Below are 21778 nucleotides of genomic sequence, written 5' to 3' on the forward strand. Positions count from 1 at the left end.
CCGCCAGCGTTCGTCCTGAGCCAGGATCAAACTCTCACTAAAAAGTTTAATCATTTGCTCAAATTACTTTGAGTCTTGTTTTAAGACTCTCAAAAGAATTGCTGGTTTACTTTAACTATATTCTGTTCAATTTTCAAAGACCATTTACTCTGTCGCACCGAAGCGACCTCTTTATCTTATCACTGCTTTCGACTCTTGTCAACAACTTTTTTCAAAAAAGTTTTTCTGACATTTGCTCAAGCAACGAAATTTATCTTATCACTTAACTCCCAACCTGTCAACAACTTTTCATTAAGTTTTTTCTGTTGGTCATCAGCGACGTGTTTTATCTTAACATGAAGTTTACTTTTAATATAAAACAAATACCTTTTGACAGCAAATTATATTATTAATTCTTTGCTTTTCATTAAAATTCTCTTTTTTTCTATTATTGATACGCTAGGATAAGAGTACTTATGAAACATACTATTTCCCCTTTATTTAATAGATTTATATATATAAAGTGGCAAGTTATAAGGTACTATTACTAGCATTTATAACTTGCCATCCATGAGCTTTACTAAATAATAAGCTTATTTTAGTAATTACTCTTCTGTATCTTCTTTTTGAGCTTCTTCAACTAATTTATCTAAACTAGTATCTTTATCCTCTATAGCAACTTCATTATCTGCACAAGCTTCTAATGTTAATTGCTCATCTGTTTCTTCTCCATCAGTACTACTTATCTTAGCAATAGCTACTATATTTTCTTCTTCTGAAGTTCTCATTAATCTAACTCCCATTGTAGCTCTACTAGTTACTGATATATCAGATATATTTATTCTAATTGCAATACCACTTGTATTTATAAGCATTAATTCATCCTCTGGCTTACAAACAGTAGCACCAATAACTTTTCCTGTCTTTTCACTTATTTTATAAGTAATAAGTCCAACCCCGCCTCTATTTTGTCTCTTATATTCAGTTAATGGAGTTCTCTTACCAAAACCATTTTCACTTATAACTAATAAATCTTCATCATTTGATGCTATATCCATACAAACAGCAACATCATCTTGTCTTAAGTTCATAGACTTAACACCTGATGCTGTTCTTCCCATAGGTCTTACATCAGTTTCATTAAACTTAATTGCATTACCATCTTGAGAAACTATTATTATATCTGCATCTCCTCTAGTTACTTTTACTTTAAGAAGTTCATCACCTTCTCTTAAGTTAATAGCAATAAGTCCACTCTTTCTTAAGTTCTTAAATTCAGATAATGGAGTTTTCTTCACTAAACCATGTTTAGTTGCCATGAATAAGTAACCTTCTACTATATTATCTCTAACAGTTAATACAGTTTCTATTCTTTCATCTTGTTCTATTTGAATAAGATTAATTACATTAGTACCCTTAGCAGTTCTTCCTGCATCAGGTATTTCATAAGCTCTCTTCTTATATACTCTACCTCTATTAGTAAAGAATAATACATCTGAATGAGTAGAAGTTACTAAAACATGTTCTACAAAGTCATCTTCTTTTGTAGACATTGCTTGTATTCCTCTTCCCCCTCTTCTTTGAGCAGAATAAGTATCAGCTGATATTCTCTTAATATATCCTGTATGAGTTAAAGTTATAACTGTTTCTTCTTCTTGAATTAAATCTTCAATATCAATATCATTTACAACTTTTTCTATTTGAGTTCTTCTTTCATCATTGTATCTAGCTTTTATTTCAAGTAATTCATCTTTAATTACTCCTAATAGCATTTCTTCACTTGAAAGTATTGAATTTAAATAATCAATAAGTTTCATTAACTCTGCATACTCTTCTTCAATCTTATCTCTTTCTAAGCCTGTTAATCTTCTTAATCTCATTTCTAAGATAGCAACAGCTTGTTTTTCGGATAATCCAAATCTTTCTATTAAAGTATTTTTAGCTATTTCACCAGTTTTTGAATTTCTAATAATACTAATTACTTCATCAATATTATCTAAAGCTATTCTTAACCCTTCAAGAATATGTGCTCTTGCTTGGGCTTTTTCAAGTTCAAATACAGTTCTTCTAGTAACAACTTCTTTTTGGAATTGAATATAGTTAGATAAAATTTGCTTTAAACTTAAAACTTGTGGTTCATTATTAACTAAAGCAAGCATTATAATTCCAAATGTATCTTGCATTTTTGTGTGTTTAAATAATAGATTTAAAACAACATTAGGATTTGCATCCTTCTTTAACTCTATTACTATTCTCATACCATCTCTATCTGATTCATCTCTTAAATCTGATATTCCAACAATTTTTTTATCTTTAACTAAATCAGCAATATTTTCTATAAGTTTAGCCTTATTAACTTGATATGGAATTTCAGTAACTATAATTCTATGTCTTCCATTTTCCTCTTCAATTTCAGTTTTAGATCTTACAACAACCTTACCTTTTCCAGTCTCATATGCAGCTCTTATACCTGATTTACCCATTATTATTCCACCAGTAGGGAAATCAGGACCTTTAATGCATGTCATAAGTTCTAATCCTGTAGTTTCTGGATTTTCTATTAACATTATAGTTCCATCTATAACTTCACCTAAATTATGAGGAGGAATGTTGGTAGCCATACCAACCGCTATACCTGATGATCCATTGACTAAAAGATTAGGATATCTTGAAGGTAATACAACTGGTTCTTGTTCTTCACCATCAAAGTTTGGCATAAAATCTACAGTATTCTTATTGATATCTCTAAGCATCTCTACTGCAATCTTATTCATCTTTGCCTCTGTATATCTCATTGCTGCGGCACTATCACCATCTACAGAACCAAAGTTACCATGACCATCTACAAGCATATATCTCATAGAGAAATCTTGTGCCATTCTTACCAAAGCATCATATACTGATGTATCTCCATGTGGATGGTACTTACCTAAAACTTCTCCAACTATTCTTGCACATTTTCTATATCCCTTATTTGGCTCTAGCCCTAATTCTTGCATTGCATAAAGAATTCTTCTATGAACTGGTTTAAGACCATCTCTTACATCAGGAAGGGCACGCCCAACGATTACGCTCATTGCGTAATCGATGTAGCACTTTTTCATTTCTTTATTTATATCGACATGTATAAATTTTCCTTCATTTAAGTTCATGTACTCACCTCAACTAATACTAAATGTTTTAGTACTATATATCTAAATTGCTTACTTTTTTAGCATTCTTTTGAATAAATTCTCTTCTTGGTTCAACCTTGTCACCCATTAATATAGTGAATATCTCATCTGCTGCAATAGCGTCTTCTACTGTTGCCTTTAAAAGAATTCTATGTTCTGGATCCATAGTTGTATCCCATAATTGATTTGCATTCATTTCTCCAAGACCTTTGTATCTTTGAATATTTATCGAATTATCCTTTCCACCAAAGTCTTCTAAAATTTTATCTAATTCTGGCTCTGTATATGCGTATTCTTCTCTCTTACCTTTACTAACTTTATATAGTGGTGGTTGAGCTATATATACATGCCCTCCATCTATTAGAGGTCTCATATATCTGTAGAAGAATGTTAATAATAGAGTTCTTATATGCGCACCATCTACATCGGCATCGGTCATGATTATTATTCTATTATATCTTAACTTTTCTTCATCAAAATCTTTTCCAATACCTGCACCAAAAGCAGTTATCATAGATCTTATTGTATCTGAGTTAAGTATTCTATCTAATCTTTGTTTTTCAACGTTTAAGATCTTACCTCTTAAAGGTAAAATAGCTTGGAACTTTCTATTTCTTCCTTGCTTTGCTGATCCACCCGCTGAATCCCCTTCGACTATATAAATTTCACATTCCATTGGATCCTTAGATGAACAGTCAGCTAATTTTCCTGGAAGTGTAGATCTTTCAAGAACAGATTTTCTTGTAAGTTCTCTAGCCTTTCTTGCTGCATCCCTAGCTCTTGCTGCCATTAACGCTTTATCAATTATTATTTTTCCTACAGCAGGATTTTCTTCTAAGAAAATACTTACACCCTCAGCTACTATTGAATCTACAACACCTCTTACTTCTGAATTTCCAAGCTTAGTTTTTGTTTGCCCTTCAAATTGAGGCTCTGATATTTTAACTGAAACAACGGCTGTAAGACCTTCTCTTGCATCATCACCAGAAAGGTTTTTGTCATTATCTTTAATATGCCCAAACCTCTTAGCATAATCATTTATTGCTCTAGTTAAAGCACTCTTAAATCCAGCTAAATGAGTTCCACCTTCAATTGTATCTATGTTATTTGCAAAAGAATATAAATTTTCATTATATCCATCATTATATTGAAGTGCTATTTCAGCTATTATGCCATCCTTCTCTCCCTCAACATAAATAGGAGATTCATGTAACACTTCTTTATTTCTATTTAAGTAAGAAACAAATTCTTTTATACCACCTTCATAGTGATATTTTTCAACTCTTTCTTCCTCTTCTCTTTTATCTGTTAAAGTTATAGCTATTCCCTTATTAAGGAATGCTAATTCCCTTAATCTGCTCGCTAATATTTCAAAATCAAATACAGTATCTTCGAATATTTCATGGTCTGGTTTAAATACTACTTTAGTTCCATGGTCATCTGATTCACCTATTTTAGTTAAATCACATAAAACATTTCCTCTAGAGTACTTTTGTTGCCATATGAATCCTTCTCTTGTTACTGTAACTTCACAATATTCCGATAATGCATTAACAACTGATGCACCAACTCCGTGAAGACCACCAGATACTTTATATCCGCCGCCTCCGAACTTACCACCAGCATGTAGTACTGTCATTATTACTTCTACTGTAGCCTTTCCCATCTTAGGATGTATACCAACAGGCATACCTCTACCATCATCAATTACAGTAATTGAATTATCTTCATTTATTGTAACTTCTATGTTTTTACAAAATCCAGCTAAAGCTTCATCAATACTATTATCTACTATTTCATATACTAAATGATGAAGCCCCCTAGAACTTGTGCTACCTATGTACATTCCTGGTCTTTTTCTAACAGCTTCTAAGCCTTCTAAAACCTGAATCTGACTTTCATCATAACTTTGCTTATTCTCTTCCAACATAAACTCCTCCTTATATTCTTATTCTTCTTAACTATGAAGGCTAAATATTGGACTTAAGGATTATAATCAATATTTGTTCTCTTAGTTAAAGTAGATGATGAAATAGGTGATAAATACACCTTACTCATTTTATTAACTTCTGCTATAACAAACGATTTAGGACTTTCCTTTGAAATTTTTTCAACAAATCCGTCTTCTTCAGCCATTCGTAAAAATGATATTGTATCTGAACTATACATTGATGTCTGTAAATCAAAAATACCAATTACATCCTTTATTGGTACTACTACGTTCTCTCCTAAATGTAAAAACATAAGATCTCCTCCCTTAGTTTAGGATTTCACCATCCTTAACTTTAAAAACTTTAGATTTATCATCTAAATATTCATACAAATCTTCTATTCCAGTACATGTGATAATTGTTTGTATATCTCCGATTGTGCTTAAAATATATCTTTTTCTACTAAAATCTAATTCTGATAATACATCATCTAAAAGTAATACTGGATGTTCTCCTGTAAGTTCTTTTATTATTTTCAACGATGAAAATTTAATAGTTAAAACAGCAGTTCTTTGTTGCCCTTGAGAACCGTAACTTTTAGTATCAATATCATTTATTAAAACAGTAAAATCATCTCTATGGGGTCCTACTGAAGTAATTCCTCTTTCGCAATCCCTAACTCTATTCTTTTCTAAAAGAGAATAGAAATTTTCTTTTATGTTTTCTAAATCTTTAATAGTGCTAGTATATTTAAATTCAATTTTTTCTTTACCGGAAGTTATTTCTGAATGGATTTTAGCTGAATATTTATTTAACTTTTGAATATATTCTAATCTATCTATTATTATATTATATCCAAATTCAACCAATTGCATATCATAAACATCTAAAATATCTTTATTTATATTTCTGTTTCTTAATATACTATTTCTTTCATTCAAAACTTTATTATACTGAACAAGATTATAATAGTATTTAGGATTTAATTGGCATAACTCCATATCAATAAATTTTCTTCTTACGCCGGGAGAATCTTTAATTATTTTTAAATCTTCCGGAGAAAACATTACAACATTAAAATTTCCAAATAGTTCTCCTATCTTTTTTATTTTAATCTTATTTATTTGTATTGCTTTTTTTCCGTCCTTAAGAATGCTTATATCTATTCTCTTGTCTAATCTCTCTCTACCAACCATAACACTTAATAATGCATTATCAGCGTTCCAATTAATAAGTTCTCTATCTTTTGACGTTCTGTGAGATCTTGCAAAAGCACAATAATATATGCCCTCTAATATATTAGTTTTTCCTTGAGCATTGTCACCCATAAAAACATTAACATGTGGACCTAAATTTATATCCAATACATTATAATTTCTATAATTAAGCATTTGCAATCTTTTTATAAACATCTTAAACACCTTTAATTATAACATATTAAATTTAACAAGCATAAGCGCTTTGGAAAAAAATAGTTTTTAAACTACTTTATACACTTCTCCATTAAATTCAACTATGTCACCTTTATATAGTTTTTTTCCTCTTTGTATGCAAATTTCATCATTAACTTTAACAAGTTCATCTAAAATATACATTTTAGCTTCTGAACCTAATGAAGCTGCTCCAGAAAACTTTAAAAATGAATCTAATTTTATAAATTCTGTATTAATTTTTATTTCATTCATAACCGACTTCTTGTATATTTATTCAGTATTTATACAAGTTCCTCCTATCTTACTAGTCTAACTGGTAACACTAGATATTTAGCATTATTACTATTTTTTCCCTTTATTACACATGGACTAACACTAGATGTCATCTCTACAACTACATCTTCCTCTTCCATATTCTTAAGAACATCTAATAAATATCTAGAGTTAAATGCAATTTGAACTCCATCACCTTGCAGATTTATATTAACTTCTTCCCTAACTTTTCCCAATTGAGAATTAGAAGTTATAACTAAAGTATCTTCTTGAACATCTAATCTTATTAAATTACTGTTTCCATCTTTAGCCATTAATGAAGCTCTTTCAATACCTTGCTGAAGGTCTTGTTTTTTAACATTTACTAATAATTTATATTCTTGTGGTAAAAGAGAAATATAATTAACAAATTTACCATCTAATAATCTTGAAATAATTTTTGTGTTATTTACATTAAATAATATATGGTTGTTAGTAAATGTGATTTTCACAATTTCAGTATTATCTTCTAATATTTTTGAAACTTCATTTAAAGTTTTTCCTGGAATAACAACCTCAATATTGTCATCTACATCTAATAATTCAGTTCTAACAGCTAATCTATAACCATCTAATGCAACTAAATTTAACTCTTTATTTTTTACTTCAAAAAGAATACCTTGTAATATTGGTCTAGCTTCGTCTTGAGCTATTGCAAATGATGTACCTTTTATCATATTTTTTAGTAAATTTTGAGGAACCTCAACACTTAAGTCTTCATTTATGCTTGGTAATGCAGGATAATCACTAGGATTCATGAAAACTAAGTTAAATACTGACTTTTCACATGTAATTTGAATTAACTCATTTTCTGATATCTCTATTTTTACATCTGAATTTGGTAATTTTCTAATAATTTCAGAAAAGATCTTTGAATCTATTACAATGCTACCTTCCTTGATAACATTTGCTTCAACCTTTGTTTCTATACTTACATCCATATCTGAACCAATAAGTGTTAAACCTTCTTTATTAGCTTCGATATATATACCTTCTAATACAGGCATTGTTGTTTTTCCTGTAATTGCTTTAGTTACTATAGAAATACCTTCTTGTAATTTTTGCTTTGAGCATATTATGTTCATAATCTTACCTCCTAAGTTATACACAGTTATACACATGAAACTATGCAATATAATAAGATAAATATAATAAATAAATATAATAATAGTAGTAGTAAGGGCTGTGGATTTGTGGATAAGTACCTTCAGCCCTTATATTTCAACAATTTTGGTGTAAAAAATACTGTGGATAAGTCGGTAACAAATTCATAGCCTTATCCACAGTTTCCACAATGAAAGACTAAGAAATGACTTATCCACAAAGTATTCACTAGTTATTATGTACAGTTGTTGATTATTTTTGTGTTAGCTTTTTTGTTATATCATTTATTGTGTGTTCTAAGCTTTCATCATTATTTAGACTTTCTGATATTTTTTCATAAGCATGTATAACAGTTGTATGGTCACGTCCTCCAAATTCCTCACCAATCTTAGGAAGTGACATGTCTGTAAGCTTTCTGCTTAAATACATAGCTATCTGTCTTGGATATGCTACGTTTCTAGTTCTTCTCTGTGATTTTAAATCTTCGACTCTTAAATTAAAATAAGCAGCAACTACATCTTGTATTAGATCAATAGTGATGCTTCTATTTTGTTTATTTGAAATTATGTCTTTTAAAGCTTCTGTAGCTAAATCTACAGTAATCTCTCTATTAGTTAGTGATGAATAGGCAACAATTCTAATTAATGCGCCTTCAAGTTCTCTAATATTAGACTTAATTTTAGTTGCTATATATACCATTACTTCATTAGGTACATTTAGATTTTCTACATCTGCCTTTTTCTTTAAAATAGCCATTCTTGTTTCAAAATCAGGGGCTTGAATATCTGCAATAAGACCCCATTCAAATCTTGAACGTAACCTATCCTCTAAAGTTGGAATTTCTTTAGGGGGTCTATCTGATGATAGAATTATTTGTTTGTTGGCTTCATGTAGAGTATTAAAAGTATGGAAAAATTCTTCCTGAGTTCGCTCTTTTCCTGCAATGAATTGAATATCATCTATTAATAGAACGTCTACACTTCTATATTTAGTTCTAAACTCTTCATTTTTATCATCTTTAATAGCATTTATTAATTCATTTGTAAATTTTTCAGATGAAACATATACAACTTTAGCGTTTGGATTATTTTGAAGTATATAATGTCCAATCGCATGCATTAAGTGTGTTTTACCTAATCCTACGCCTCCATAGATAAAAAGAGGATTATAAGCTTTAGCTGGAGATTCAGCAACGGCAAGAGAAGCGGCATGTGCAAATCTATTGCTATTACCTATTACAAAGGAATCAAAAGTATACTTTGGATTTAATGTACTAGACATTTCATCATTAACTGTAACAGCGATGCTATCCTTAGTATTTCCTTTTTCTTTTTTCTCTTCAGCTTCCTGTATTTCAGAAGCAATTAAAAACTCTAAACTATAAGTTTTAGAGCAAGCAGCTTCTATTGAATTTATAACTAAATCCTTATATCTTTTTTCCAATATATCTTGAGTGAAGGAGTTAGGGACACTGATTTTTATTGTGTTGGCTGATATGCATATTGGCTCGCAACTTTTAATCCAAGTGTTAAAACTAACCTCAGTTAACTCGCCTTTTATTATATTTAGGGTTTTTTCCCATAATTCTTTAAGCTCAGTCTCCATTTAAGTATCCTCCAAAAAAAGAAATTTTAAAAAATTATAAACAAGATATCAACAGAATTATTAACAGAAAAATGATTATGTTAACAAAGTTGAAAAAATTAATAACATATTAACAATTTATGTAGATAATATAATCTTAATATAGTTATCCACAGTTTTAAATATTATAAACATAGATATTATTAATAGCTAATAAACGCCCTATTTATGACAATAATATGTAAAAAACTAAATAAAAATAAAAAAAATCGAACAAGTTATTCACAGATTAATCCACAGTTGTGGATAAGTTAAGTTATTCACATATTTATTCACACTTATACTTAATAATATCATAAATCAATATGAGTTATCAATAAGTTATCCACAAATTTTAAACTGTTGATAACTTTATCAACACTTTTCCGGAATTTAATTCATATTGACAGTAAAAAAGTAAATATATATAATAATAAAGTAACTTTAATTTGAGATATATAGTTTTTACTATAAATAAATCACTCAAAGGGGGTGTATTTCGAATGTTCATGACATACCAACCAAAAAAGAGACAAAGAAAAAAAGAACATGGTTTCAGAAAAAGAATGAGCACTGCTTCAGGAAGAACTGTTCTTAAGAGAAGAAGACAAAAAGGTAGAAAAAAATTAACAGCATAAGGGCCGCACTTTGTGGCCTTTTTTCTGCAAGTGCAGGAATTTTAAGGAGAGTTTATTAAAACTTATGATATATAAATTAAGAAAGAATACAGAATTTAGACTTGTTTACAGAAGAGGAAAGTCTTATGCTAATAAGTTATTGGTCTTATATGTATTTAATAATAAAAAAAATGTAAATGAAGAAAATCTACAATATAATAAGGTAGGAATTTCAGTAAGTAAGAAAGTTGGAAATAGCGTAGTTAGAAGTAGAAGCAAAAGACTTATATATGAAAGCTATAGATTAAATATAAAAGATGTTAAAACTGGATATGATTTTGTTTTTGTAGCTAGAAGCGCTATAAATGAAAAAAAATATAGCGATGTAGAAGCTGCTATGATAAACTTATTTAAAAAGGCAGGAATATATTTGCAATGAAAAAATTGCTTTTAACAATTATAAACTTATATCAGAAATATTATTCTCCTATGCGTCCAAGAAGATGTATATTTGTACCTACATGTTCTCAGTATGCAGTTGAAGCTATTACTAAGTATGGGGCTTTAAAGGGAGGATTTTTATCTATAAAAAGGATTTTAAGGTGTAATCCTTTTAACAAAAACGGGGGATATGATCCGGTAAAATAAGGAGGCTATTAGAATGTGGAATGCCATAGTAAATGTAATGACGAAAATGTTTAACGCTTTACATAATGTAATTATAGCATTAGGGGTACCAGAACAAGCAGAAGGGGTTTCTTATGTATTAGCAATCATATTATTTACAGCAATAATTAGATTACTAATATTACCTCTTAATATCAAATCAACAAAATCAAATGCAAAAATGCAAGAAATTCAACCAGAAATGAAAAAACTTCAAGCAAAGTATGCAAATGATCCACAGAAGTTACAATTAGAAACTTCTAAATTAATGAAAGAAAATAATGTTAGTATGTTTGGTGGTTGTTTACCAACATTATTACCATTACCAATATTATTTGCTTTATATGGGGTATTTAGAACTATATCAGCTACACCAGGAGCAGATACATCATTCTTATTTATTCCAGATATTTTTGCTTATCCAAAGGGAATTGGATTTGTTTCAATAATATTAGCAATATTAGCAGCATTAAGTACTTATATACCTTCATTATTATTAAGTAAGTCAATGCCACAACAAGAAGGTGGTATGAATATGAGTACTATGAACATAGTTATGTCTGGTATGATGGGATTCATGTCACTTCAATTCCAACCAATATTAATAATTTATTGGATAACTGGTGGAGTAATTCAATTAATACAAACATATTTCTTAAATTACTTACCAGCAATTAAAAAGAAAAAAATAGAAGAAGAAAAACAAGCTCAAGCAAAAATTGAAAAAGCTAAAAAATCTACACCAAAAACTAAAAAGAGATAATTATCATATTTTCTAGGTGGTGAATAGGGTATGAAAGTAATTGAAATGACTGGTAAAACAGTTGATGAAGCTTTAAAGCATGCGTTAGATGAATTAAAGTTAACAAAAGATAAAGTTGATGTTGAAATAATTGATGAGGGTAGTAAGGGGTTATTTAATTTAATAGGTGCAAAACCTGCTAAAATTAAGGTTACTACAAAACCAGATGCTTTGGATGATGCAAAGACATTCTTAATAAATGTTTTAAACTCTATGAATATAGAAGCAAATATTGATATTAAGGAAGAAAATGATCTTATTAAAATTAATCTAAGTGGAGCTAAAATGGGATTAGTAATAGGATATAGGGGAGAGACGTTAGACTCACTTCAATATTTAGTTTCATTAGTAGTTAATAAGAATCATGCAAATCCATATAAGAGAGTTGTTTTAGATGCAGAGAACTACAGACATAAGAGAGAAGAAACTTTAGTAAGAGTAGCTCAAAAAACTGCATATAAGGTTAAAAAGTCTGGAAGGCCTTATAAATTAGAACCTATGAATCCTTATGAAAGAAGAGTTATTCATTCAGCACTACAAGAATATACTGATATTAACACATATAGTGAAGGTGAAGAACCTTTCAGAAGAATTGTTATAAGCTTAAAAAAATAATAAGAGAAAGCCTAAATTAGGCTTTCTCTTATTATTTTTTAGAATTTTGACTTATATAAAATAGTTTTGTAAAATGAATAATAGCGAAAATAGGGCATAATAAATAAAAAAGTGGAAAATTATAAGTGGCAAGTTTAAATTTGGGCTTGTAACTGTGAACTTACCACTGTACACTTATTAAATTCGGAGGAAAAAATGAAAGAATTTGATACAATATGTGCGATAGCTACAGCTTTAGGAGAAGGTGGTATCGCAATTATAAGAATATCTGGAGATAAAGCATTAGATATAACATCAAAAATATTTAGACCTAAGAGTAATGATGATATTAAAAATATGAAATCTTATACAATGAAATATGGTCATATATATGATATAGAAAATAATGAGTTGGTTGATGAAGTAATAATAAGCTTTATGAAGGGACCAAGAAGTTTTACAGCTGAAGATACAATAGAAATAAATTGTCATGGTGGTGTAGTATCTACTAATAAGGTTTTAGAAACTGTAATTAAGGCTGGTGCTAGACTTGCAGAACCAGGAGAGTTTACAAAAAGAGCATTTTTAAATGGACGAATAGACTTATCACAAGCTGAAGCTGTTATGGATATAATAACTGCTAAAACTGATTTAGCAATGAAGTCTGCTTTAATGCAAAGTACAGGTCATTTATCTAAAGAAATTAATAGATTAAGAGAATATATGTTAAATGTATTAGCGTTAGTAGAATTTGCAGTAGATTTTACAGAAGATGATGAGGAAGTAGATCCAAGTATTCCATTAAAAGTTGGAGAGAGTTTAGATAAGGCAATAAGTGAAATGAAGATACTTCTAAAAGGTGCCGATGAAGGAAAGCTTATTAGAGAAGGATTAAGCCTTGCTATAGTTGGAAAACCAAACGTAGGAAAATCATCACTATTAAATGCTCTATTAAGAGAGAAAAGAGCAATAGTAACTGATATTGCAGGAACTACAAGGGATATAATTGAAGAGTACATAAATTTAGATGGTATTCCACTTAAAATAATTGATACAGCGGGAATTAGAGAAACTGAAGATGTTGTTGAAAAAATTGGAGTAGAAAGATCTAGAGCTAAAATTCAAGAAGCTGACTTAGTTTTATTAGTCCTTGATTCATCAAGAGAATTAGATGATGAAGATAGAGAGATTGTAGAGGCTGTTGGAGATAAAAAATGTGTTGTTATATTAAATAAAATAGACTTAGAGCCTAAAATTAATACAAACATGATAAGCAATTTTGAAAACATAATAAAAGTATCAGCTAAAGAAGAAATTGGATTAGGTGATTTAAAGGAAACTATAAAAGAATTATTCTTTAGTGGAAAAATTGATGCGGAAAGTCTTATAATATCTAATTCAAGACATAAGCAAGCATTATTTAGAGCGTTAGAAAATGCAGAAAATGCATTAAATAGAGTAAGAATGAATGAATATTTAGATTTAATATCTATTTTTGTAACTTCATCTTTAAGGGCTTTAAATGAAATTACAGGAGATGAGCTAGAAGAGGATTTAGTAAATAAAATATTTGGAGATTTCTGTGTAGGAAAGTAGGAGTATAAAATGAGATATAATGCAGGTGAATACGACGTAATTGTAGTTGGTGCGGGGCATGCTGGATGTGAAGCAGGGCTTTCATCAGCTAGAATGGGGTTAAAAACATTAGTATGTACATTAAATCTTGATGCAATTGGTTTAATGCCTTGTAATCCAAACATTGGAGGAACAGCAAAAGGTCATTTAGTAAGAGAAGTTGATGCATTAGGTGGAGAAATGGGTATAAATATAGATAACACATTTATTCAATCAAGAATGCTAAATACATCTAAAGGACCAGCTGTACATTCTTTAAGAGCGCAAGCTGATAGAAAGAAATATCAAGAAAGAATGAAGGGTGTTTTAGAAAACCAAGAAAATTTAGAGGTTAGACAATTAGAAGTAGTTGATATTGAAGTAGAAGACGGAAAAGTTGTTGGAGCTTTAACTAAGAATGGAGCTTTCTTTAACTGTAAGGCTATAGTTTTAACAACAGGTACATATTTAAGAGCAAGAATAATAATTGGTGATGTAGATTATAATAGTGGTCCGAATGGATTAGCAGCAGCTAATGAGTTAACACAACATTTAATGGATCTTGGAATAGAAATGAGAAGATTTAAGACTGGAACACCAGCAAGAATTAACAAGAGATCTGTAGATTTTTCAAAAATGATTGAACAACCTGGAGATAAAAAGATAGTTCCATTTTCATTTATGCATGATAGCATAGAGAGAGAACAAGTTTCATGTTGGTTAACTTACACTAATGAAGAAACTCATAATATTATAAGAGAAAATATAGATAGATCACCTATGTACAATGGTAGTATTGAAGGTGTTGGTCCAAGATATTGTCCATCTATAGAAGATAAGGTAATGAAATTCCCAGATAAAACTAGACATCAAATATTTGTAGAACCAGAAGGCGAGGATACATTAGAAATGTATGTTGGAGGAATGTCATCATCACTTCCAGAGGATGTTCAAGTAAAGATGTATAGAACTTTAGATGGATTAGAAAATGTAGAGTTTTTAAGAACTGCTTATGCAATAGAGTATGATTCAATAAATCCGATGCAGTTAAAACCAACACTAGAGTTTAAAACAATAGAAGGTTTATATGGAGCTGGTCAATTAAATGGTAGTTCTGGATATGAAGAAGCTGCTGCACAAGGAATAGTTGCAGGAATAAATGCTGCATTAAAGATTAAGGGTGAAGATCCAATGATATTAACACGTTCTGATGCGTATGCAGGTGTTTTAATAGATGATTTAGTAACTAAGGGAACTAATGAGCCTTATAGAATGATGACTTCTAGAGCTGAATATAGATTATTATTAAGACAGGATAATGCTGATTTTAGATTAACTGAAATAGGTAGAAAAGTAGGTTTAGTAAATGATGAAAGATATAATAGATTCTTAAATAGAAAAGCGAATATAGAAAATGAAGTTGAAAGACTAAAGAATCTACAAATAACTAATAAGAGAGAGAATAATGAATTCTTAGTATCACTTAATTCTACAGAACTTAAAAAGCCTATAAGTATGTATGAGTTAATTAAAAGGCCAGAATTAGACTACTTTATGCTTTCACCATTAGATTCAGAAAGACCCAATTATACAGATGATATTGGTGAACAAGTTAATATAATAGCGAAATATGAAGGGTATATAACTAGCCAATTAGATCAAGTTAATCAATTTAGAAAGTTTGAGAAAAAATTATTACCAGAAAACATAGATTATAGCGATGTAAAAGGCTTAAGAGTAGAAGCTATTCAAAAGTTAAGTTCAATAAGACCTGTAAGTATAGGTCAGGCATCAAGAATATCTGGAGTATCTCCAGCTGATATATCAGTTTTATTAATATATTTAGAACATCAATATAAGAAAAGTAAGCAGGAGGACTAAGGATGGAGTTTTTTGAATTAATGAAAACAGCTTCAAATGATGTTGGATTAGAATTTACAGAAGGACAATACGAACAGTTTATTAAATATATGAGACTTCTTCAAGAATGGAATGAAAAAATAAATTTAACAGCGATAACTGAAGATGAAGAAGTTGTTAAAAAGCATTTTATAGATTGTATTAAAGCTTTTAAATCAGATAAAATAAAAAATGCTAAAACTATAATAGATGTTGGAACTGGAGCAGGTTTTCCAGGACTTCCAATTGCAATTATGAATCCAAATGTAGAAGTAACGCTTTTAGATTCTTTAAATAAAAGAGTTAACTTTTTAAATCTTGTAGTTGGAGAACTTGGATTAAAGAATGTAAAAACAATTCATTCTAGGGCAGAAGACGGAGCAAGAAATCCTGAATTAAGGGAAAAATTTGATATAGCAACATCAAGGGCAGTTGCTAATATGGCAGTTTTATCAGAATTTTGTATGCCATATGTAAAAAAAGGTGGTTATTTTGTAGCGTTAAAGGGTCCATCTATAGATGAAGAACTTGAAAATGGTAGTAACGCTATAAAAATATTAGGTGGAGAATTAAAAGATATAATAGAAATATCTATCGAAGAAACTGATTTAAAACATAATATAGTAGAAGTAAAGAAAATAAAAGGTTGTCCTAAGACGTATCCAAGAAAAGCAGGAACGGTTAATAAAAAGCCTTTACAATAGCAAGTTATAGAGGATAAAATTATTATAATGGGAATAATTTGTGTAGAAATATAATTAGACAAATTATATTTTAAGGAATATATAAAAGAAAAATAAAAGTATTGTTGTTAAAATATGGAGTTAATTGTTGATTAACAAATTATGAGGGATGGTCGTACAGTATGAATAAAGAAATAATGAACGTAAGGGTTGATAATATTTTTCCTAATACATATCAGCCAAGAAAGTTTTTTAATGAAGAAGCATTAAATGAGTTAAGCCAGTCTATAAAGGAACATGGAATAATTCAGCCTATTACTGTAAGAAAGATAGGAGAAAAGTTTGAGTTAGTTGCTGGGGAAAGAAGATGGAGAGCAGCTAGAATGGCTGAACTTGAATTTGTGCCTTGTAATGTAATTGAAATTACAGATACACAATCGGCAGAAATTGCATTATTGGAAAATTTACAAAGAGAAGATTTAAACTTCATGGAGGAAGCTGAAGCTTATTATAATTTAATTAATGATCATAAGTTTACGCAAGAAGAATTAGCTAAAAGGATGGGGAAAAAGCAATCCACTATAGCTAATAAATTAAGGTTGTTAAAGTTAAGTGAAAAGGTAAGAATTTTATGTCTTGAAAATAATTTAACAGAAAGACATGCAAGAGCGTTATTAAGCTTACCAAATGAAGAATTACAATTAAAAGTTGTAAAAAAGGTAATAGCAAATTCTTTAAATGTAAAAAAGACAGAAGAGTTAATTAACACTGAATTATTAAAATTAGCTGGCGAACAAATGAAAAAGAGAAAAGGAAAAGGTGTTTTACCTGGAAAGTTATATGTTAATACTATAAAGCAAGTATTAAGTAAGTTTAATATTCCAGCAGAGTACAAACTTCAAGATAAGGAAGACTGTATTGAAATAACAGTTTCTATCCCTAAAAATAAATAAAAAAGGCACTCTAAAGAGTGCTTTTTTTATGTTTCACGTGAAACATTTATATAAATTTTACTTGAATTTTATTATGGCTATCTTTAATTATTATATAAAAATATATATAATATAAATATGGGAAGGGGGTGAAGTCCTAAAATAGGGCTTTATATGAAAAAGATATGTATTTTTAATCAAAAGGGTGGAGTAGGTAAAACTACTACTAATATTAATTTATGTGCGTATTTAGCAATGGAAGGTTATAAAGTATTAACTATTGATATTGATCCTCAGGGAAATACAACAAGTGGGTTTGGAATAGATAAAAGAGATTTAGAGCATTCCATGTATGATGTGCTTACAGCAAATGTACCGTTAAAGGATGTTATTATAAAAAGTGAATTAATTACTAATTTATACATAGCGCCATCTACTATGGAATTAGCAGGTGCAGAAGTTGAAATAATTGGCGTGAAGGATAGGGAAACTATTCTTTTAAGGGAAATTTCATCCATACAAGATCAATATGATTTTGTATTTATAGATTGTCCACCATCATTAGGTGTCTTAACAATTAATGCTTTAACAGCAGTTGATTCAGTATTAATACCTATACAATGTGAGTTTTATGCATTAGAAGGGGTAGGACAGTTAATTAATACAGTACAATTAGTAAAAAAATCACTTAATAAATCGTTAGATATAGAAGGCGTAGTTATGACTATGTACGATTATAGAACTAATTTAAGTAATGAAGTATATGATGAGGCCAAGAAATTCTTTAATGATAAAGTATATAAAACAACTATTGCTAGAAATATAAGGTTAGCAGAAGCACCAAGTTTTGGATTACCAATTATGCTTTATGATGAAAAGTGTAAAGGCGCAGATGCTTATAAACGTTTTGCAAAAGAATTTTTAAGTAAGCAATAGGAGAGGTTAAAGATATGAGTAAAAAGTTTGGATTAGGCAAAGGTCTAAATGCTCTTATACCAGAAGATACTATTTTAAGTACATTAGAGAATAAAACTGAAAAAAATCAGGATATTAAAGAAAAAGGCTCTATATTAATAGATATTAATTTGATTAAGAGTAATGAAGAGCAACCAAGAAAATCTTTTGATGATGAAAAAATAATGGAGTTAGCAGAGTCTATAAAAAGTAATGGAATAATACAACCATTAATATTAAGAAAAGACAATAATGAATATATTATTGTAGCGGGTGAAAGAAGATGGAGAGCTGCTAAGTCAATTGGAATTAAAGAAGTACCAGCAATAATAATGGAATTGACGGAAAAGCAAGTTTTAGAAATATCGTTAATTGAAAATATTCAAAGAGAAGATTTAAACTCTATTGAAGAAGCAGTAGCTTATAAAAAATTAATAAGTGACTTTAATTTAACTCAAGAAGAATTAAGCAAAAGAATAGGCAAATCTAGGGTGACAATAACTAATACCTTAAGATTATTAAATCTTAGTGCAGATGTTCAACAATATATTATTGAAGGTGTAATTTCTGAAGGGCATGGTAGAGCTTTATTAGGAATAACAGATAGTAAGCTGCAATGCGAATTAGCACAAAGTGTTATAGATGATAAATTATCTGTAAGAGAATTAGAGATTTTAATTAAAAAGTTAAAGACTAGTTCTTCAAGAACTAAGACAAAATCATCTAAAGAGGCTAATCCGTATTATAAAGATGTAACTTACAAGCTAGAAAATTACTTTGGAACTAAAGTAAATATTACAAATAAAAATAATAAGGGTAAAATAGAGATTGAATACTACTCTGAAGAGGATTTACAAAGAATATTAGAGATAATTAATTTATAAAATGTTTCACGTGAAACATTTTGGAGGGAAGTAACATAAAATGGACAGCATAATAAATATGATTAATGAATATTCAATCTTCATAATAATAGGATTAGCGATAATAACATTATTACTTTTTGTAATTACAATAGTATTATTATCATCTGTAAATAAATTAGAAAAAAAATATAGAAAAATGATGAGAGGAGTTAACAATAAGAACTTGGAACAAGCTCTTAATGATAACTTAGATAATATTGAAAAAGCCTTAATTAAATCACAAGAAGCAATTGATAAATGCCAAAATATTTCGGAAGAGTTAAAAGGTTGTGTTAATAAGGTTGCTATAATGAGATATAAGGCTTTTGAAGATGTAGGTAGTGATTTAAGTTTTTCTATTGCAATATTAGACTCATACAATGATGGTGTTATTATAACTGGAATATATTCACGACATGATAGTACGACATATGCTAAACCAATAGATAAAGGAATATCAAGATATGATTTATCTGAAGAAGAGTTACATGTTTTAAATGAGGCTATTAATAGTAAAAATTAGAAATTAGAAATTAGAAAAGGTGATTATTTAATAAGAAATAATCACCTTTTTTTATGAAAATAATAACAAATTATTTTTAATCATAAGATATTAATGTAGTTTTTGATAAGGCCTTATTTATAAAATATATTATTGCACTTGAAATACAATCGGCTAAAGACATGACAACAAATAATCTAGTATTTTGCAACATCATAAAATCTAAATTGCCAGATATATTAACTACACCCTTTATATTCATTTCGCCTACTTCAGGTAAATCTTTATCTAAAGCTAAACCAGGATGAAGTGGTGAATCTTCAATAAATACTTTACCAATATTTTGAACACTTCCAAGAGAAGCATCTATACCAATAATAAAAGGATTTATAAAGCTAGTTTTAATTTTATTTAAAACCTCAGCTAGATTTATAGAATGTACAGGATACTCTAGAGAACCATAAATATAAATGTTTTTTCTTTCAATATTTTTAAGTTTATATCCAATTATAGGCCCTAATGAATCACCAGTAGCTCTATCAGTACCAATACATAGAAATATTATTGGTCTATTTTCTATAAGAAAATCTTTAAGTTTCATATATAAATATTCTCCTAATTCATGAGATGAATTAGGAGATAATGAATCTACACAAAAACAATTATTCATGTCATAACCTCCTTATTGAAAGTATCGACAAGAATAAGTGAACTTATTCACAAGTAAAAACTTTACTTATAAATTGAATTTATTTTATTTAGAGAGTCAATTGTATACTTAATTTCTTCTAATGTATTAAAATATCCTAAGCTAAGTCTAACTGTACCGTTGGGATAAGTACCTAAAGTTTTATGGGCTAGTGGTGCACAATGTAATCCGCTTCTATTGCTTATATTAAAGTCTGATTCTAAGATATAAGATAACTCACTAATATCTAACTTAGAATGGGTTATTGATACACAAGATGTTCCATGTTTTTTATCTAAAGCGCCACTAATTTTATAGTTAGGAATATTAAGAATTTCGGCTATTAAATAAGATCTTAAATAACTGTTATGTTCATAAATTGTATTTAATCCTTCAGACTTAATAAATTTTATTGCTTCACATAAACCTATTATTCCAGGAATATTTAATGTTCCAGACTCAAATTTATCAGGTAAAAAATCTGGTTGATTAAGAGAGTGGGATAAGCTACCGGTGCCCCCTAATAATAATGGATTACACATTTCATTTAATTTATCATCAATTATAAATCCACCTATTCCTTGTGGGCCTAAAAGGCTTTTATGGCCTGTAAAAGCTAAGGCACTTAATGATAAGTCTTTAAAATCAATATCTAATACACCAGCACTTTGAGCGCTATCTAATATGAAAAATATATCATGTTTTTTGCATAAATTACCTATTTGTTTTACTGGTTGAATGGAACCAGCAACATTTGATGCATGAGTCATAACTAGTAATTTAGTATTAGGTTTAATTAATTTTTCTATATCAGTTACATCTACAATTCCTAAAGTGTTTGCATTAACTATGTCTAGTTCTATATTTAAAAGTTTTTTCAAGTTATATAGTGGTCTGATAACAGAGTTATGTTCCATAGAAGAGGTAATTACATGATCACCAGGTTTTATTACTCCATTTAATAAAATATTTAAAGAAGATGTTATATTATTTGTAAAAATTACATTTTCGGGTTTATCATAATTAAATAAATCACAGATTTCTTCACGAGTAATATATAATGATCTATTTGCTTGTAATGCATTAGAATGATTAGATCTTCCAGGATTACCTCCTATATTAGTTAAATAATTATATATTGAATCGGCTACAACTTTTGGTTTGGGAAATGATGTACTTCCATTATCTAAATATACCTTCATTGTTTTCTCCTTTTTATATACAAGTAAAATATTGCTTCTTATATTATAATAAAATAAATAAATAAAATTGCAATAAACTATTAGAAAAATATGTAATTTTAAAATACTAATATTTAATATATTTATTAAAATATAAAAATAGATATAATATAATTAATATATATA

The 21778-nt window shown here is 28.9% G+C and carries 21 protein-coding genes; 12 read left to right on the forward strand and 9 right to left on the reverse strand.

Annotated elements, in window-relative coordinates:
- Window positions 1–584: 584 nt before the first annotated feature.
- The 7 genes from gyrA to dnaA all read right to left on the reverse strand — a co-directional run bounded on the left by gyrA (window position 585) and on the right by dnaA (window position 9537).
- Complete coding sequence (gene gyrA, locus I4V51_RS14160) at window positions 585–3131, reverse strand: DNA gyrase subunit A (protein WP_195989090.1); 2547 nt, start codon at window positions 3129–3131, stop codon at window positions 585–587.
- Between the two features lie 34 nt (window positions 3132–3165).
- Window positions 3166–5082, reverse strand: a complete 1917-nt coding sequence (gyrB, locus tag I4V51_RS14165; RefSeq protein ID WP_195989091.1) for a DNA topoisomerase (ATP-hydrolyzing) subunit B — start codon at window positions 5080–5082, stop codon at window positions 3166–3168.
- Window positions 5083–5135: 53 nt separating this feature from the next.
- Entirely contained in the window at window positions 5136–5396 is a 261-nt protein-coding gene (locus tag I4V51_RS14170; protein WP_133015125.1) for an extracellular matrix/biofilm biosynthesis regulator RemA family protein, read from the reverse strand.
- Between the two features lie 13 nt (window positions 5397–5409).
- A complete protein-coding gene (gene recF / locus I4V51_RS14175; RefSeq protein WP_195989092.1) occupies window positions 5410–6495 on the reverse strand; it encodes a DNA replication/repair protein RecF in 1086 nt (361 codons plus the stop codon).
- A gap of 66 nt (window positions 6496–6561) precedes the next feature.
- Entirely contained in the window at window positions 6562–6768 is a 207-nt protein-coding gene (locus tag I4V51_RS14180; RefSeq protein ID WP_195989093.1) for an RNA-binding S4 domain-containing protein, read from the reverse strand.
- A 44-nt stretch (window positions 6769–6812) separates the two neighbouring features.
- Window positions 6813–7913 carry a DNA polymerase III subunit beta gene (gene dnaN / locus I4V51_RS14185; protein WP_195989094.1) on the reverse strand — a complete coding sequence of 367 codons (1101 nt, stop codon included), beginning with the start codon at window positions 7911–7913 and terminating at the stop codon, window positions 6813–6815.
- A 271-nt stretch (window positions 7914–8184) separates the two neighbouring features.
- The gene (gene dnaA, locus I4V51_RS14190) at window positions 8185–9537 is read right to left on the reverse strand and encodes a chromosomal replication initiator protein DnaA (protein ID WP_195989095.1); all 1353 of its coding nucleotides are present in this window, start codon (window positions 9535–9537) and stop codon (window positions 8185–8187) included.
- 521 nt (window positions 9538–10058) lie between these two features.
- On the opposite strand from dnaA, the gene rpmH reads away from it, so the two are divergent.
- From rpmH to I4V51_RS14250, 12 genes are all read left to right on the forward strand, one after another.
- Complete coding sequence (gene rpmH / locus I4V51_RS14195; protein WP_032116814.1) at window positions 10059–10193, forward strand: 50S ribosomal protein L34; 135 nt, start codon at window positions 10059–10061, stop codon at window positions 10191–10193.
- Between the two features lie 64 nt (window positions 10194–10257).
- Window positions 10258–10611, forward strand: a complete 354-nt coding sequence (rnpA, locus tag I4V51_RS14200) for a ribonuclease P protein component (protein ID WP_195989096.1) — start codon at window positions 10258–10260, stop codon at window positions 10609–10611.
- Entirely contained in the window at window positions 10608–10820 is a 213-nt protein-coding gene (yidD, locus tag I4V51_RS14205; protein WP_195989097.1) for a membrane protein insertion efficiency factor YidD, read from the forward strand. The genes rnpA and yidD overlap by 4 nt, the downstream gene beginning before the upstream one ends.
- A 13-nt stretch (window positions 10821–10833) precedes the next feature.
- Entirely contained in the window at window positions 10834–11601 is a 768-nt protein-coding gene (gene yidC / locus I4V51_RS14210) for a membrane protein insertase YidC (protein ID WP_195989098.1), read from the forward strand.
- A 30-nt stretch (window positions 11602–11631) separates the two neighbouring features.
- Window positions 11632–12255, forward strand: a complete 624-nt coding sequence (gene jag, locus I4V51_RS14215) for an RNA-binding cell elongation regulator Jag/EloR (protein ID WP_195989099.1) — start codon at window positions 11632–11634, stop codon at window positions 12253–12255.
- Between the two features lie 195 nt (window positions 12256–12450).
- Window positions 12451–13830 (forward strand): tRNA uridine-5-carboxymethylaminomethyl(34) synthesis GTPase MnmE, encoded by a 1380-nt coding sequence (mnmE, locus tag I4V51_RS14220; RefSeq protein WP_195989100.1) that lies wholly within the window; start codon window positions 12451–12453, stop codon window positions 13828–13830.
- Between the two features lie 9 nt (window positions 13831–13839).
- Window positions 13840–15729, forward strand: coding sequence for a tRNA uridine-5-carboxymethylaminomethyl(34) synthesis enzyme MnmG (mnmG, locus tag I4V51_RS14225; protein ID WP_195989101.1), 1890 nt, complete (start codon window positions 13840–13842; stop codon window positions 15727–15729).
- A 2-nt stretch (window positions 15730–15731) separates the two neighbouring features.
- Window positions 15732–16451, forward strand: coding sequence for a 16S rRNA (guanine(527)-N(7))-methyltransferase RsmG (rsmG, locus tag I4V51_RS14230; protein WP_195989102.1), 720 nt, complete (start codon window positions 15732–15734; stop codon window positions 16449–16451).
- A 161-nt stretch (window positions 16452–16612) separates the two neighbouring features.
- The gene (noc, locus tag I4V51_RS14235; protein WP_195989103.1) at window positions 16613–17383 is read left to right on the forward strand and encodes a nucleoid occlusion protein; all 771 of its coding nucleotides are present in this window, start codon (window positions 16613–16615) and stop codon (window positions 17381–17383) included.
- A 153-nt stretch (window positions 17384–17536) separates the two neighbouring features.
- Window positions 17537–18298 (forward strand): AAA family ATPase, encoded by a 762-nt coding sequence (locus I4V51_RS14240; protein ID WP_195989104.1) that lies wholly within the window; start codon window positions 17537–17539, stop codon window positions 18296–18298.
- 14 nt (window positions 18299–18312) lie between these two features.
- On the forward strand, window positions 18313–19200 hold the full coding sequence (locus I4V51_RS14245) for a ParB/RepB/Spo0J family partition protein (protein ID WP_195989105.1): 888 nt from the start codon (window positions 18313–18315) through the stop codon (window positions 19198–19200).
- Between the two features lie 40 nt (window positions 19201–19240).
- Window positions 19241–19744 (forward strand): DUF4446 family protein, encoded by a 504-nt coding sequence (locus tag I4V51_RS14250; protein ID WP_195989106.1) that lies wholly within the window; start codon window positions 19241–19243, stop codon window positions 19742–19744.
- A 76-nt stretch (window positions 19745–19820) separates the two neighbouring features.
- Here the strand turns inward: I4V51_RS14250 and yyaC are convergent, their stop codons facing one another.
- On the reverse strand, window positions 19821–20393 hold the full coding sequence (gene yyaC / locus I4V51_RS14255) for a spore protease YyaC (protein ID WP_195989107.1): 573 nt from the start codon (window positions 20391–20393) through the stop codon (window positions 19821–19823).
- Between the two features lie 62 nt (window positions 20394–20455).
- Window positions 20456–21613, reverse strand: coding sequence for an aminotransferase class V-fold PLP-dependent enzyme (locus I4V51_RS14260; RefSeq protein ID WP_195989108.1), 1158 nt, complete (start codon window positions 21611–21613; stop codon window positions 20456–20458).
- Between the last annotated feature and the right edge of the window lie 165 nt (window positions 21614–21778).

The sequence above is a fragment of the Clostridium sp. D53t1_180928_C8 genome, assembly GCF_015667795.1.
GTDB lineage: Bacteria > Bacillota > Clostridia > Clostridiales > Clostridiaceae > Clostridium.